Source organism: Streptomyces sp. NPDC097129 (assembly GCF_055668065.1).
Window position 1 is genome coordinate 17,531 of the sequence record NZ_JBVOQE010000022.1, and the last position, 14,780, is coordinate 32,310.

The following is a 14,780-nucleotide window of genomic DNA, read 5'->3' on the forward strand; positions in this document are numbered from 1 at the left end:
ACACCAAGCGGGATGCCGTGGCCGCTCGGAAGCCCGCACAAGGCCGGCGCGCCGCCTGCCGTTAGGCTGACCCCGTGAAGGTCCTCGTCATCGGCGGCGGCGCCCGCGAACACGCCCTGTGCCGCTCCCTGTCCCTCGACCCCGCCGTGACCGCGCTGCACTGCGCTCCCGGCAACGCCGGCATCGCCGAGGTCGCCGAACTGCACCAGGTGGACGCCCTGGACGGCGCCGCCGTGAGCGCGCTGGCCGGTGAGCTGGGCGCCGACCTGGTCGTCGTCGGCCCGGAGGCTCCGCTGGTCGCGGGCGTCGCCGACGCCGTACGCGCGGCCGGCATCCCGGTCTTCGGTCCCTCCGGGGAGGCCGCGCAGCTCGAGGGCTCCAAGGCCTTCGCCAAGGACGTGATGGCGGGCGCCGGCGTTCCCACCGCGCGGTCCTACGTCTGTACGACCCCCGACGAGGTCGCCGAGGCCCTCGACGCCTTCGGCGCCCCCTATGTCGTCAAGGACGACGGGCTCGCCGCCGGCAAGGGCGTCGTCGTCACCGACGACCTCCAGACCGCCGTCCAGCACGCCGCGGCCTGTGACCGGGTGGTCATCGAGGAGTACCTGGACGGTCCCGAGGTCTCCCTCTTCGCCATCACCGACGGCCGGACCGTCGTCCCGCTCCAGCCCGCCCAGGACTTCAAGCGCGCGCTGGACGGCGACGAGGGCCCGAACACCGGCGGCATGGGCGCGTACTCCCCGCTGCCCTGGGCCGACCCCAAGCTCGTGGACGAGGTGATGCAGACGGTCCTGCAGCCCACCGTCGACGAGATGCGCCGCCGCGGCACCCCGTTCTCCGGGCTGCTGTACGCCGGTCTGGCCATCACCGGCCGTGGGGTGCGGGTCATCGAGTTCAACGCCCGGTTCGGCGACCCCGAGACGCAGGTGGTCCTGGCCCGGCTGCGGACGCCGCTCGCCGGGATCCTGATGGCCGCCGCCACCGGCACGCTCGCCGACCTGGCGCCGCTGCGCTGGAGCGACGACGCCGCGGTCACCGTGGTCGTCGCCTCCCACAACTACCCCGGCACCCCGCGCACCGGTGACCCGATCACCGGGCTCGACGAGGTGGCCGTGCAGGACGCCCCGCACGCCTACGTCCTGCACGCGGGCACCAAGCGGGACGGCGGCAGCGTGGTCAGCGCCGGCGGCCGGGTGCTGTCGGTCACGGCCACCGGCAAGGACCTCGCGGAGGCCCGCGAGCGGGCGTACGCCGCCGTCGGCCGGATCGGGCTCGACGGCTCCCAGCACCGCACGGACATCGCGGCGAAGGCGGCGGCAGAGGCGTAACGCCGCTCGCACCACCGCTCTCACCAGGCATGTTCAGGCCCCGGACTCCCTCATGGAATCCGGGGCCTGATCTTTGCTGTCCGTCACCCAGCTCTGACCAAAGCCATTCCATCGAGTGACCGATGGGCTTATCTGCTGACGTGAGGCGGGCCCCCAACTAGGGTGCGGCGCAATGGTTCCGGCACTTGGCCCACCGGCATTGCGATGTCAGTGGCGGGTGCCACAGTGGGGGAGTGAGCAAGTCCAGGAAGCCACGGCGACAGTCAGGGGGTGAGGTCCGGTCGTGACCGGTATGGGTGTGGAGGCAGGAGCGCAGGCCGCGCGGGCCCGGGCCCTGGCCGTGCTGCGGATCCGCAGCCGGGCGACCGCGGTGGCCCTGCTGCCCGCGGCCGTCGCGGTGATCCTCCTGGCCGGCGGTGCCACTGGGCATCTCGCGGGGCCCGGCTGGGACATCACCCGCTGGGTGGTCTCGGTGCCGGCGCTGCTCGTGCTGCTCGCCGCCGCCGGCATCGCCCTGGTGGTCACCCGCGCCCACCCCGCCGTCAGCCCGACCGTGCCGATCGCCGAGGACAGCGCGCCGGACCTGTACCGGCTGGTGCGCGACCTTGCCGACCGCCTGAACGTCCCGGCGCCCTCGGCCATAGCGCTCACCCCGGACTGCGACAGCTGGCTGGAGGAGCGCACCCACCCGCCGCACGGCCCGCCCGCGCCCGCCGCGGGCCCGGCGGACCGCGACGACCTCGCCGGGGCGGGAAAGCCTCTGCCCCACCGGCGCGCTCCCGGCACCGTCCTGGTCATCGGGTCGCCGTTCCTGTGGTGGATGCGGGTCGGCGAGCTGCGCGCCCTGCTCGCCCCGGTCGTCGCCGGTGCGGGGCCCGCGGCGCACCCCGACGTAGCCGCCGCCCGGCGCTTCGTGCGGGGACTCGACGCGGCGGTGGCCGTCGCCGCCACGCCGGGCCGGTGCCGGCTCCTCAAGGTTCCGTGCGCGCTCGTCGGCTGGGTGTCGCGCCTGCTGCTGCGCAGCTGCCGCGGGCACGCGGCGGAGATGGAGCGCGGGGTCGCCGCGGCGGCCGCCGAGCGGGCCCAGGCCGTGGACTACGGCCTCAGGATCGTTGCCCAGGAGCAGGTCGGCCTCGCCTACGCGGGCTGGGACCGTCTGCTCACCCGGGTCGCGCTGCCCGCATGGCGGATGGGCCGCTGGCCGGCCCGGCTGGACGCCGGTGTGGTGGCCGCGCTCACCGAGCTGTCCCGGCGCGACCGGCTGGCGGAGGGCTTCACCTCCCGGCTCGGCGAGCGCCCCGCCTGCGATCTGCTGGAGGAGCCCGGTCTGGTGGACGAGGCCGCCTCGCTGCTGGCCGCCCGGCTCTTCCACGGCGGCCCCGCCGCGCCGGGTCCGGACTGGTCGCCGGTGGACTGGCAGGCGTATCCGGAGGAGGTCGTCGACCGCAAGTGGCGCACCGACGCCGCCCGTCTGCACCGCGTCCTGGACACCCTGGGCGTGCGCCGTCCCGCCGACGGCGCCGCGCCCGACCCGGCCGGCCCCACGCTCGCCCGCGTCCTCGACCACCTGTCCGCCCGGCCCCCGGCCACCGCCCCCGCGCACCGAAGCGCCGGGGCCGGCCACACCCCGCCCGGCACCGGCGCAGCCCAGCTGCCGCCGCACGCGGACCCTCATCCGGACGCGGTCGAGCCGGCCGACCCGGCCGAGCTGGGCGCGCCGGCCGAGCTGTCCGACCCGGCCGACCCGGTCGTCCCCGACGGTGACGACCTGACGCACCCCCGCAGTGCGGCGCTCGCCGCGAGCCTGAGTGCGGAGCTGGCCGACGAGGAGACCGCCGCCCCGGGCACCCTCGTGGGCTCCGCGGAGCACGCCCCGGCCGCCCTGTGGGCCGACGCGGCGCTCCCGCTGTTCCCGCTCCAGCCTCCGCGCACACCGCGGGAGATCCTCACCGACCACGTCACGGCGACGGTGTGCTGCGCGGCCGTCGACACCGCCGGCGCGGCCCCCGGCCTGGACTGGCTCGACGGCCCCAGCCTCCTGATCAACGGCGAACGCGCCACCGACCTCACGCCGAGAGTGCTGAGCCTGATAGAGGACGGCGACGCCTCCCCGCTGCGGGAGTGGCTCACCGCGACCGGCATACGCCCCGAGAAGCCTTTGCGGCTCGTCTGACCGCACCCCGGGTCGGGCCCGTCCGGGTCTCCGACACACGCGCCGGCCGCCGACGGCTCAGCAGCCGGAGCACCCCATTCCACTTTCGGCCAATTCACAACGAATAGTGACAGCATGCGTGCGTAATGTGATGTGCTGGGACCGGTCACGCACATGGCAAGCGCGTGCGACATAAGACAGGTGAACGAGCACGACGTCAGGCGCGTACGGGGGCGTGAGGGAGGGGAACGGCCATGGGGTCGGAGCAGATGCGCCGCTGGGAGTCGGGAGCGCTGGCGCACGCCGTGACGGACCCTTTCGGTCAGGGCCCCGTCCCCTGGCTGCGCGGCAGCGAGACGTACTTCGACGACACCGGTCACGTCGTCCCCTGGTACGTCGACCCGGTCCCCCCGCAGAGCACCCGCAAGGGGGCCGCCCGCGTCCCCGCCCCCCGCGCCGAGCGGCACGACCTGCGCTCCGCCGACGACGTGCACCGCCAGATCAAGGGCTTCGCCTCCACCGGCGCCGCCGCCCCGGGCGAGGCGATCGACTTCCACGTCACGGTCGACCCGCCCCAGGAGTTCTTCGTCGACGTCTACCGCATCGGCCACTACGGCGGTGACGGCGCCGCCAAGATCACCACCAGCCCCCGGCTGTCCGGCATCGTCCAGCCGCCCCCGCTCGCCGCGGACCGCACGGTCTCCTGCCACCACTGGTGGCTGTCCTGGCGGCTGCAGATCCCGTCGTTCTGGAGCGTGGGCGCGTACGTGGCGGTGCTCACCACGGGCGACGGCCGGTACCGCTCGCACGTTCCGTTCACCGTGCGCGACGACCGGACCGCCGATCTGCTGCTGCTCCTGCCGGACGTGACGTGGCAGGCGTACAACCTCTACCCGGAGGACGGGCACACCGGCGCCAGCCTGTACCACGCGTGGGACGAGGAGGGCCGGCTGCTCGGCGAGGCGGACGCGGCGACCACCGTGTCCTTCGACCGCCCGTACGCCGGCGCCGGCCTGCCGCTGCACGTGGGGCACGCCTACGACTTCATCCGCTGGGCCGAGCGCTACGGATACGACCTCGCCTACGCCGACGCCCGCGACCTGCACGCCGGCCGCGTCGACCCGGCGCGCTACCGGGGCCTGGTCTTCCCGGGCCACGACGAGTACTGGTCCGTCCCGATGCGCCGGGCCGTCGAGCGGGCCCGCGACCACGGCACCTCCCTGGTGTTCCTGTCCGCCAACACCATGTACTGGCAGGTGGAGCTCGGCCCGTCCCCGTCCGGCGTCCCCGACCGCCTGCTGACCTGCCGCAAGCGCAAGGGCCCCGGCAGGCCCGTGCTGTGGCGGGAGGTCGACCGCCCCGAGCAGCAGTTGGTCGGCATCCAGTACGCCGGCCGGGTCCCGGAGCCCCACCCGCTGATCGTCCGCAACGCCGACCACTGGCTGTGGGAGGCGACCGGAGCGCATGAGGGCGACGCCGTGGACGGTCTGGTCGCCGGAGAGGCCGACCGCTACTTCCCGCGCACCGCGCTGCCCGAGCACGAGGAGCGCATCCTGCTGGCCCACTCCCCGTACGCCGACAGCGAGGGCGTCCTGCGCCACCAGGAGACGTCCCTCTACCGGGCCCCCTCCGGCGCCTGGGTGTTCGCCTCCGGCACCTTCGCCTGGTCCCCGGCCCTGGACCGCCCCGGCCATGTGGACGCGCGCGTCCAGCGCGCCACGGCGAACCTCCTCGACCGCATCTGCAAACGGGACTGAGCGGCCCCGGGGGGTTCGCCGGGGCCTCTCCCGCCGACCCGGCGTCCAGGGCGCGTCCCCCATACGGGACAATCAAGCCATTGGACAGACCCACGGGGAGGAACCGTGTCCGGATTCGTAGAAAAGCCCGAGCCCCTTCAGGTGCCGGGCCTGGTGCATCTGCACACCGGCAAGGTGCGCGAGCTGTACCAGAACGAGGCGGGCGACCTCGTGATGGTCGCCAGCGACCGCATGTCCGCCTACGACTGGGTGCTGCCCACGGAGATCCCCGACAAGGGCCGCATCCTCACCCAGCTCTCCCTGTGGTGGTTCGACCAGCTCGCCGACCTGGTCCCCAACCATGTGCTCAGCACCGAGCTGCCCGACGGCGCCCCCGCCGACTGGCGCGGCCGCACCCTGGTGTGCAAGTCGCTGAGGATGGTCCCGGTGGAGTGCGTGGCCCGCGGCTACCTCACCGGCTCGGGCCTCGTCGAGTACAACGCCTCCCGCACGGTGTGCGGCCTCGCCCTGCCCGAGGGCCTGGTCGACGGCTCGGAACTGCCCGCCCCGATCTTCACCCCGGCCACCAAGGCCGAGGTGGGCGAGCATGACGAGAACGTCTCCTACGAGGAGGTCGCCCGCCAGGTCGGCGCCGAGACCGCCGCGCAGCTGCGTCAGGCCACCCTCGCCGTCTACGCCCGGGCCCGCGACATCGCCCGTGACCGCGGGATCATCCTCGCCGACACCAAGTTCGAGTTCGGCTTCGAGGGTGAGCAGCTGGTCCTCGCCGACGAGGTGCTCACCCCGGACTCCTCCCGCTTCTGGCCGGCCGACCAGTGGCAGCCGGGCCGTACGCAGCCGTCGTACGACAAGCAGTTCGTGCGCAACTGGCTCACCTCGGCGGAGTCCGGCTGGGACCGCGCGAGCGAGCAGCCGCCGCCGGAGCTGCCCGGGCCGGTGGTCGAGGCCACCCGCGCCAAGTACGTCGAGGCGTACGAGCGCCTCACCGGCGTGCCCTGGAGCTGACGCGCGTCCCCTCCCCGGCGGAAGCCGGGGAGGGCCGGGCCGGCCGGGGGCCGGGAGGGGCCGACGGCGGAAACCCGAGGGCCGGAGCGGGAAACACGAAGAAGACCCCGGTCCGAAGAGGACCGGGGTCTCATTCCCGAGCGGACGACGAGGCTCGAACTCGCGACCTCAACCTTGGCAAGGTTGCGCTCTACCAACTGAGCTACGTCCGCACTGCGCCGTGACGCGAGAGCAACTATACCCAACCTCGCTCGCGTGCGAGACGCACTGCCGCATGCCGGTTCTCCGCCCCCAGTTTCGTCACGGCGGAGGAGAGGTAGTTCCGCACGGTTCCGGGCGACAGCGCGGCCCGCCCGGCGATCTCCGTGACGGGCGCCCCATCGGCGGCGAGTTCGAGCACCTCGGCCTCGCGCGCGGTCAGCGGCGAGTCCCCGGAGGAGATCGCGTCGGCCGCCAACTCGGGGTCCACATAGCGGTTTCCGGCGTGCACGGTACGGATGATCTCGGCGAGCCGCCGTGCGCTCACCGTCTTCGGCACGAAGCCGCGCACCCCGGCAGCGAGGCCTCTTTTCAGATGCCCTGGCCGGCCGTGACTGGTGACGATCAGGACCCGGCAGTCCGGCAGTTCGGTGCGCAGGGATGTGGCGACCTTCACACCGTCGGCCCCCGGCATCTGCAGATCGAGCACCGCCACATCGGGCTCGTGGGCCAGCGCCATCGCCAGCGCCTCCGGCCCGCTCGCCGCCTCCGCGACCACGACCAGATCGTCCTCCAGCGCGAGCAGCGCGGCCAGCGCGCCCCGGATGAGGTGCTCGTCGTCCGCGAGCAGCACCCGCACACTCACGCCGTGACCCCCTCGGCCGCGGCCGGCGCCGAGGCCCCGGGCGTCGCAATGGACGCCAGCGGCACCTCGGCCACCACCCGGAACAGGCCGCCGTCGACCGGTCCGGCCGCCAGCGTCCCGTCGACCTCGGCCAGCCGCTCCCGCAGCCCGGCGAGCCCCGAACCGCCCGCGCCGCCGTGCACCGCGCCCGCGCCGTCGTTCTCCACCGTCAGCACCACACGCCCCTCCGTCACCTCCACGGCCACCGCGCACCGCCCGGCGTCCCCGTGCCGCAGTACGTTCGTCGTCGCCTCGCGCACCACCCAGCCGAGCGCCGACTGCACCCCGGCCGGCAGCGCGCCGACCTCGCCCGACACCTCGCACGCGATCCCGGCCGCCGCCAACACACCGTGCGCACCGGCCAGTTCCACCCCTAGATCGGCCTCCCGGTAGCCGCGGACGACCTCCCGCACCTCGCGCTGCGACTCCTGCGCGATCCGCTGGACCTCGATCATCTGCTCCACGGCCTCCGGCCGGCCCCGCCGTGCCAGCTGCACCGCCAGCTCGCTCTTCAGCGCGATCACCGCGAGGTTGCGCCCCATCACGTCGTGCAGGTCCCGCCCGAACCGCAGCCGTTCCTCCGCGACGGCGAGGCGGGCCTCGATGTCCCGGGACCGCTCGGCCTCCCACAGCACGGACAGCGTCCAGGCGCCGCAGCGGCAGGCGGCCAGGGAGAACAGGAGGCTGAAGGCGACCAGGCAGCCGTCCAGCAGGACCCCGGCGCCGTCGCCTCCCGTGAGGGCCGACGCGGTCATGCAGACCACCCCGAGCGCGGCGCCGCGCAGCAGGAACACCCGTGGTGACGCCCAGAGCGCGTACACGAGCCCGAACGCCGTCAGGACGGCGCCCAGCAGCAGCCGGCCGACGAACGGCGGGACGGAGCCCATGCCCACAAGGGCCTCGATGAGCGCCACGCCCAGCCCCAGCAGCACGGCCGGGCCGATCAGCCGCCGCCCCGGCAGGGCACGACGCCCCAGGTAGTGATCGAGTGCGGGCCGGGTGAGCAGGTTGCCCCACAGGCACTGCGCCGCGCCGACCAGGGTCAGCAGCCCGCCCAGGACCAGGGAGACGGTGTCATGGCGCAGATCGCCGGTGAGAGGGAGGACGAGCCAGCACGCGGTGAACGCCCAGATGCTGATGTACCAGCTCACCAGAGACTGCAGCTCGACCCGTTCGGCCTTGCTCCGCTCCCGCCAGTGGCGCCGCTGCCATCCCCGTATACGGCCCAGCACCGCGTCCTCCCCTGTTCCTCGCCCGGCGTGGTCAGCGCCGCGGCTCCCACCGGAACCACCGGCGTACAGCAAACACCGCGACGACGATCCAGGCCAGTGCGGTCGCGGCGGCGCCCAGTGCCTCGGGCGCCGAGAGTCCACCGGTCCAGCCGCCGCGGATCAGGGTCATCACCGGGCTCAGCGGCAGCAGTTCGCACACCGAGGCCACCCGGTCCGGGAACAGCTCCAGCGGGACCACCATCCCGGAGCCGGCCATGGACACCAGGATCAGCGGCAGCGAGGTCACCTGGGCGCTCTCCACCGACCGCGAGAAGCTCGCGGTGAGCGCGGCGAGCGCGGCGCACAGCACCAGCCCGGCCAGCAGCCCCAGGACGGCCAGATACGGCGCCCTGGGCGCGTCCACATGGAGCAGGGCCGTGCAGGCCGCCACCAGCACCAGCGACTGCACCAGCCCGGTCAGGACGGCCGGCAGTGACGCACCGGCGAGGATCTCCGCGTCCCGCAGCTCGCCGGTGCGCAGCCGTTTGAGCACCAGTTCCTCCCGCCGGGATGCGAGGACGCCGACCAGCCCGGAGTACACCGCGAACAGCAGGGAGAAGCCGATGGCGGCCGGCAGCACCGCGAGTCCCACGTTCAGGCCGGCGCCCTTGAGGTCCATGTCCTTGACCGTCGACTGGGCGGTGAACGGCATCACCAGCGGCACGAAAACGGCCGTGACGATCACGCCCTTGCTCCGCCCGAGCAGCGTCAGCTCGGCCCGCGCCAGTGCCGCCATCCGGCCCGCGGGGGAAGTCGTCGTCGTACTGCTCATGCCGCGTACTCCTCGGTCCTCGATCCGGCCGCCTCCCGTGCGATCCCCAGGAACGCCTCCTCCAGGGAGGCCGACCGCACATCCAGCCTGCGCAGCTCCACCCGCGCTCCCCGCGCCCACACCAGAAGCTCGGTGGCCGTGCGCTGCAGCTCGTGCGTGCGCAGCCGGACGACCCGGCCGTCCACCTCGTGTCCGCACACACCCAGAGCGGGCAGCGACGGCAGATCGCCGAGGACGTACCCCTCGGGCAGTTCGAAGGTGATCCGCGACGGTTGCGCCGCGGTCACCTCGGCGGGGGTGCCGGCGGCCGCGATGCGCCCCTCGTGCAGGATCGCCAGCCGGTCGGCGAGGTCCTCGGCCTCCTCCAGGTAATGCGTGGTCAGCAGGACCGTGGTGCCGGTGGCGCGCAGCGCCCGGACCAGGTCCCAGGTGTCCCGGCGGCCCTCGGCGTCCAGACCGGTCGTCGGCTCGTCCAGGAACAGCACCTCGGGACGGCCGAGCAGCGCGAGCGCCAGGTCGAGCCGGCGCCGTTCGCCGCCGGAGAGCTGCTTCACCCGCACCGAGGCCCGCCCGGTCAGTCCGACCAGCGTCAGCGCCTCGTCCACGGGCCGGGCCCCGCTCACACATCCCGCCCACATGCGTGCCGTCTCGGCCACGGTCAGCTCGGACGGGAAGCCGCCCTCCTGGAGCATCACGCCGGTGCGCGGCCGTACGGCGTCGCGTTCGGTGCAGGGATCGTGGCCGAGGATGCGTACCTGGCCGCCGGAGGGCCGGGCGAGCCCCTCCAGCAGTTCGACGGTGGACGTCTTGCCGGCGCCGTTCGTGCCGAGCAGGGCGAAGACCTCCCCGCGTTTCACGTGAAACGTGATCCGCCTACCGCCTGGAAGCCGCCCCCGTACACACGCCGGAGGTCGGTGACCTCAATCACGTGTTCGTTCGTGTCCATGACTTCAGCGTCCCGGCACGCCTAAGCGTCCGGCAGTGCGCGCTGTCATCACTGCTCATGACAAATGTCAGAAGGGGGACGGGAAACACGAAGAAGACCCCGGTCCGAAGAGGACTGGGGTCTCATTCCCGAGCGGACGACGAGGCTCGAACTCGCGACCTCAACCTTGGCAAGGTTGCGCTCTACCAACTGAGCTACGTCCGCATTGCGGCCGACCGGCTCCCACCGATCGGTGCGTGCACCAGCCTACCCGATCCACAAGTGTGGTCATGACGGCGGTACAGAGCGGGTGACAGGAATCGCACACTGCGCCTTCCCCCTGGAAGGGGGATGTTCTACTACTGAACTACACCCGCACGGCCGGTATGAGCTGGGCCTTTCGGCTTTGCCCCGCGGCGTGCTCAGACTTTAGCCGACCGGGAGGGGTGCAGCGCAAGTCGGCTTCGCCCGGGGGAGGCTGACCGGGCGTCGGGCAGCGCGATGCGCCGACCCCCCGGCGCCCACGCCGAAGCCCGCCTGAAGCAGCGGGGCACCGCCGGCCCGCTGCCCCGCCGACCGCTGCCCCCCGACCCACTGCCCGCGCCGCCGTCACGGCTGCGGGCGCGTGAGCGAGTGCCCCCCACCCCCGAAGCCCCGCGCCGGCCGGCCCACCGCAGATCCGCGCCGGGCGGCCCACCGCAGGTCCGGCAGGTCCGCGACGGGGGTCCACCGCAGATCCGCGCCGGGCGGCCCCCCCCGCAGGTCCGGCAGCTCCGCGCCGGGTGGCGTTCAGCGGGCCGCGGCGAACGCCTCGTAGACCTTCTTCGGGATCCGGCCGCGGGCCGGGACGTCCATCTTGTTGGCCTGCGCCCAGGCCCGGACGGCCGCCGGGTCGGGGGCGACCTCGGTCTGCTGGTACGCCTTGCCGGACCGCGAGCGCTTGCGGCCGGCCTCCACGTAGGGCGCGAGCGCCTTGCGCAGTTTCTTGGCGTTGGTTTCGTTCAGGTCGATCTCGTACGACTTGCCGTCGAGTCCGAAGGCGACCGTTTCCGCCGCTTCCGAGCCGTCCATGTCGTCAAAGAGCGTGACCACGACCTTCTGCGCCACGAATATCGGTCCCTTCTGCGGCACCTTGATACAGCTCATCTGCGATGACGTGCCGAGTATCGGTTATTGGCATTTCATTTGTACAGGGCGTGCCATTGGAAAGTGAAGCCCGACTAAATCGCCCCGCGTGTCCCGGTGCAATAGGCATCGCGAGGCGATCGGGGATCTTTCCCAGAACTTTTCGCGAGCGTACCCGCCCGCTACCGGATCGTGATGAGGGTCACGTAGTTTCCTACAACTCTACCCGCGTAGAAATTTTGTACGGGTAGTCTGAAGGAACCTGCTCAGCACCACACACCGGGAGTGCCAGTGGCACGCGTCGTAGTCGACGTCATGCTCAAGCCGGAGATCCTCGACCCCCAGGGCCAGGCGGTCCAGCGTGCGCTGCCGCGCCTGGGATTCGAGGGGATCTCGGACGTCCGCCAGGGAAAGCGATTCGAACTGGAAGTGGAGGGCCCGGTCGACGAGGCCGCCCTCGCCCGCATTCACGATCTTGCGGAGTCCTTCCTCGCCAACACCGTGATCGAGGACTTCACCGTCAAGGTCGAGGAAGTCGCGGAGGCGGCGAAGTGACCGCTCGTATCGGCGTCGTCACTTTCCCGGGTTCTCTCGACGACCGGGACACGCAGCGCGCGATCCGCCTCGCGGGCGCCGAACCCGTCGCCCTGTGGCACAAGGACAAGGACCTCCACCAGGTCGACGCCGTGGTGCTGTGCGGTGGCTTCTCCTACGGCGACTACCTGCGCGCCGGTGCGATCGCCCGCTTCTCGCCGGTGATGGACACCGTCATCGAGCAGGCGAAGGCCGGCCTGCCGGTCCTCGGCATCTGCAACGGCTTCCAGATCCTCACCGAGGCCCACCTCCTCCCCGGCGCGATGCTCGGCAACGACCACCTGCACTTCATCTGCCGCGACCAGAAGCTGCGGGTGGAGAACGCGGAGACCTCCTGGACCAGCGACTACAGCGCCGGTCAGGAGATCCACATCCCGCTGAAGAACATGGACGGCCGGTACGTCGCCGACGAGTACACCCTCGACAAGCTCGAGGCGGAGGGCCGCGTCGCCTTCCGTTACGTGGACTTCAATCCGAACGGCTCCCTGCGGGACATCGCCGGCATCACCAACGAGGCGGGCAACGTCGTCGGCCTGATGCCGCACCCCGAGCACGCCGTCGAGCCGCTGATCGGTACGGGCCGTACCGACGGCCTGCCGTTCTTCACCTCGATCCTCAAGAAGCTGGTCAACGCATGAGCCGGACGCCTCTGGACACGGTCGAGCACGCGGCCGCGACCCCCGACGTCGAGCTGCCCTGGGCCGAACTCGGCCTGAAGAAGGACGAGTACGAGCGTGTGGTCGAGATCCTCGGCCGCCGGCCCACCGGCGCCGAGCTCGCCATGTACTCGGTCATGTGGTCCGAGCACTGCTCGTACAAGTCCTCCAAGGTCCACCTCCGCCAGTTCGGCGAGAAGGCCCCCGAGAACGACGCCCTGCTGGTCGGCATCGGCGAGAACGCCGGTGTCGTCGACGTCGGCCAGGGCTACGCGGTCACCTTCAAGGTCGAGTCGCACAACCACCCGTCGTACGTCGAGCCCTACCAGGGCGCCGCGACCGGCGTCGGCGGCATCGTCCGCGACATCATCGCGATGGGCGCCCGCCCGGTCGCGGTCGTGGACCCGCTGCGCTTCGGCGCGGCCGACCACCCCGACACCAAGCGCGTCCTGCCGGGCGTCGTCGCCGGCATCGGCGGCTACGGCAACTGCCTCGGCCTGCCCAACATCGGCGGCGAGGTCGTCTTCGACGCCTGCTACCAGGGCAACCCGCTGGTCAACGCCGGTGCCATCGGCGTCATGCGGCACGAGGACATCCACCTGGCCAAGGCGTCCGGCGCGGGCAACATGGTCATCCTGTACGGCGCCCGCACCGGCGGCGACGGCATCGGCGGCGCGTCGATCCTCGCCTCGGAGACCTTCGACGACGCCAAGCCGTCCAAGCGCCCCGCGGTGCAGGTCGGTGACCCCTTCCAGGAGAAGCTCCTCATCGAGTGCACCCTGGAGGCGTTCAAGGAGAAGCTGGTCGTCGGCATCCAGGACCTCGGCGCGGCGGGCCTGTCCTGCGCCACGTCCGAGCTGGCGTCCAACGGCTCCGGCGGCATGCGCGTCACCCTCGACGACGTACCCCTGCGTGACTCCACGCTCTCGCCCGAGGAGATCCTCATGAGCGAGTCGCAGGAACGCATGTGCGCGGTCGTCGAGCCGGCCAAGGTCGGCCGCTTCCTCGAGATCTGCGAGAAGTGGGACGTCATCGCCACCGTCATCGGCGAGGTGACCGACGGCGACCGTCTGGAGATCTTCTGGCACGGCGAGAAGATCGTCGACGTCGACCCGCGCACGGTCGCCCACGAGGGCCCGACCTACGAGCGCCCGTACGCCCGCCCGTCCTGGCAGGACGAGCTGCAGGCCGACGACGCGAACAAGCTGCCGCGCCCGGGGACTTCCGCGGAGCTGAAGGACCAGGTCCTGAAGCTCGTCGCCTCCCCGAACCAGGCGTCGAAGAAGTGGATCACGTCCCAGTACGACCACTTCGTGCAGGGCAACACCGTCCTCGCCCAGCCCGAGGACTCCGGCATGATCCGCATCGACGAGGAGACCGGCCTCGGCGTGGCCATCGCCACCGACGGCAACGGCCGCTACGCCAAGCTCGACCCGTACACGGGCGCGCAGCTGGCCCTCGCCGAGGCCTACCGCAACGTGGCGACGACGGGCGCCAAGCCCCTCGCCGTCTCGGACTGCCTGAACTTCGGCTCGCCCGAGGACCCGGCGGTCATGTGGCAGTTCGCGGAGGCCGTGCGCGGTCTGGCCGACGGCTGCCGGCAGCTCGGCACGCCGGTGACCGGCGGCAACGTCTCGCTGTACAACCAGACCGGCGAGGCCGCCATCCACCCGACCCCGGTCGTGGCGGTCCTCGGCGTGATCGACGACGTCGCCCGCCGTACGCCGGTCGCGTTCCAGGAAGAGGGCCAGCTCCTCTACCTGCTCGGCGACACGCGTGAGGAGTTCGGCGGTTCGGCCTGGTCGCAGGTGATCCACGACCACCTCGGCGGGCTGCCGCCCAAGGTGGACCTGGAGCGCGAGCGCCTGCTCGCCGAGATCCTGATCTCCGCCTCCCGCGACGGCATGATCGACTCCGCGCACGACCTGTCCGACGGCGGTCTGATCCAGGCCGTGGTCGAGTCGGCGCTGCTCGGGGAGAAGGGCGCCCGGCTGATCGTCCCGGACGGTCTGGACGCGTTCACCTTCCTCTTCTCCGAGTCGGCGGGCCGCGCGATCGTCGCGGTGCCGCGTTCGGAGGAGGTCCGCTTCAACGACATGTGCGGTGCCCGCGGCCTGCCGGCCACCCGCGTCGGCGTCGTGGACGGCGACACCATCGAGCTCCAGGGCGAGTTCGAGCTGTCCCTGGAGGACCTGCGCCGGGCCCACGAGGACACGATCCCGGCGCTGCTGAAGTAACACCGGTCGTACGACGAGGAAGGCCCCGCCCGTTGCGAACGGGCGGGGCCTTTCCGTTGGGTCCACGGGAACGGG

At 72.4% G+C, this 14,780-nt stretch carries 11 protein-coding genes, 3 tRNA genes and 1 pseudogene; 7 read left to right on the forward strand and 8 right to left on the reverse strand.

The genetic code is table 11. The features are described 5' to 3' along the window. Positions 1-74: 74 nt before the first annotated feature. The 4 genes from purD to AC0B9F_RS36255 all read left to right on the forward strand — a co-directional run bounded on the left by purD (position 75) and on the right by AC0B9F_RS36255 (position 6,242). Positions 75-1,328 (forward strand): phosphoribosylamine--glycine ligase, encoded by a 1,254-nt coding sequence (gene purD / locus AC0B9F_RS36240; protein ID WP_472009841.1) that lies wholly within the window; start codon positions 75-77, stop codon positions 1,326-1,328. A gap of 292 nt (positions 1,329-1,620) precedes the next feature. Beyond that, positions 1,621-3,501, forward strand: a complete 1,881-nt coding sequence (locus tag AC0B9F_RS36245; RefSeq protein WP_472009906.1) for a hypothetical protein — start codon at positions 1,621-1,623, stop codon at positions 3,499-3,501. Positions 3,502-3,734: 233 nt separating this feature from the next. Then, positions 3,735-5,237 carry a N,N-dimethylformamidase beta subunit family domain-containing protein gene (locus AC0B9F_RS36250; RefSeq protein ID WP_472009843.1) on the forward strand — a complete coding sequence of 501 codons (1,503 nt, stop codon included), beginning with the start codon at positions 3,735-3,737 and terminating at the stop codon, positions 5,235-5,237. Positions 5,238-5,342: 105 nt separating this feature from the next. Further along, positions 5,343-6,242, forward strand: coding sequence for a phosphoribosylaminoimidazolesuccinocarboxamide synthase (locus AC0B9F_RS36255; RefSeq protein ID WP_472009845.1), 900 nt, complete (start codon positions 5,343-5,345; stop codon positions 6,240-6,242). A gap of 139 nt (positions 6,243-6,381) precedes the next feature. Here the strand turns inward: AC0B9F_RS36255 and AC0B9F_RS36260 are convergent. From AC0B9F_RS36260 to AC0B9F_RS36295, 8 genes and pseudogenes are all read right to left on the reverse strand, one after another. Next, positions 6,382-6,454, reverse strand: a tRNA-Gly gene (locus tag AC0B9F_RS36260). Between the two features lie 23 nt (positions 6,455-6,477). After that, entirely contained in the window at positions 6,478-7,086 is a 609-nt protein-coding gene (locus AC0B9F_RS36265) for a response regulator (protein WP_472009847.1), read from the reverse strand. Next, a complete protein-coding gene (locus AC0B9F_RS36270) occupies positions 7,083-8,357 on the reverse strand; it encodes a histidine kinase (RefSeq protein ID WP_472009849.1) in 1,275 nt (424 codons plus the stop codon). The genes AC0B9F_RS36265 and AC0B9F_RS36270 overlap by 4 nt, the downstream gene beginning before the upstream one ends. A gap of 31 nt (positions 8,358-8,388) precedes the next feature. Continuing rightward, the gene (locus AC0B9F_RS36275) at positions 8,389-9,168 is read right to left on the reverse strand and encodes an ABC transporter permease (RefSeq protein WP_472009851.1); all 780 of its coding nucleotides are present in this window, start codon (positions 9,166-9,168) and stop codon (positions 8,389-8,391) included. Then, positions 9,165-10,114, reverse strand: a pseudogene (locus AC0B9F_RS36280) (ABC transporter ATP-binding protein). Before AC0B9F_RS36280 ends, AC0B9F_RS36275 begins: the two are co-directional and overlap by 4 nt. A 131-nt stretch (positions 10,115-10,245) precedes the next feature. Further along, positions 10,246-10,318 (reverse strand) — tRNA-Gly (locus AC0B9F_RS36285). 80 nt (positions 10,319-10,398) lie between these two features. Further along, a tRNA-Gly gene (locus AC0B9F_RS36290) sits at positions 10,399-10,470 on the reverse strand. 412 nt (positions 10,471-10,882) lie between these two features. Next, a complete protein-coding gene (locus AC0B9F_RS36295) occupies positions 10,883-11,200 on the reverse strand; it encodes a histone-like nucleoid-structuring protein Lsr2 (RefSeq protein WP_361636330.1) in 318 nt (105 codons plus the stop codon). Positions 11,201-11,509: 309 nt separating this feature from the next. Here AC0B9F_RS36295 and purS point away from each other — a divergent pair, with 309 nt between their 5' ends. The 3 genes from purS to purL are packed head-to-tail and all read left to right on the forward strand — an operon-like array spanning position 11,510 to position 14,705. Then, on the forward strand, positions 11,510-11,773 hold the full coding sequence (purS, locus tag AC0B9F_RS36300; RefSeq protein WP_103783996.1) for a phosphoribosylformylglycinamidine synthase subunit PurS: 264 nt from the start codon (positions 11,510-11,512) through the stop codon (positions 11,771-11,773). Beyond that, positions 11,770-12,450, forward strand: coding sequence for a phosphoribosylformylglycinamidine synthase subunit PurQ (gene purQ / locus AC0B9F_RS36305; RefSeq protein WP_363268251.1), 681 nt, complete (start codon positions 11,770-11,772; stop codon positions 12,448-12,450). The genes purS and purQ overlap by 4 nt, the downstream gene beginning before the upstream one ends. Next, a complete protein-coding gene (gene purL, locus AC0B9F_RS36310) occupies positions 12,447-14,705 on the forward strand; it encodes a phosphoribosylformylglycinamidine synthase subunit PurL (RefSeq protein WP_472009853.1) in 2,259 nt (752 codons plus the stop codon). Before purQ ends, purL begins: the two co-directional genes overlap by 4 nt. The last annotated feature ends 75 nt before the right edge of the window (positions 14,706-14,780 follow it).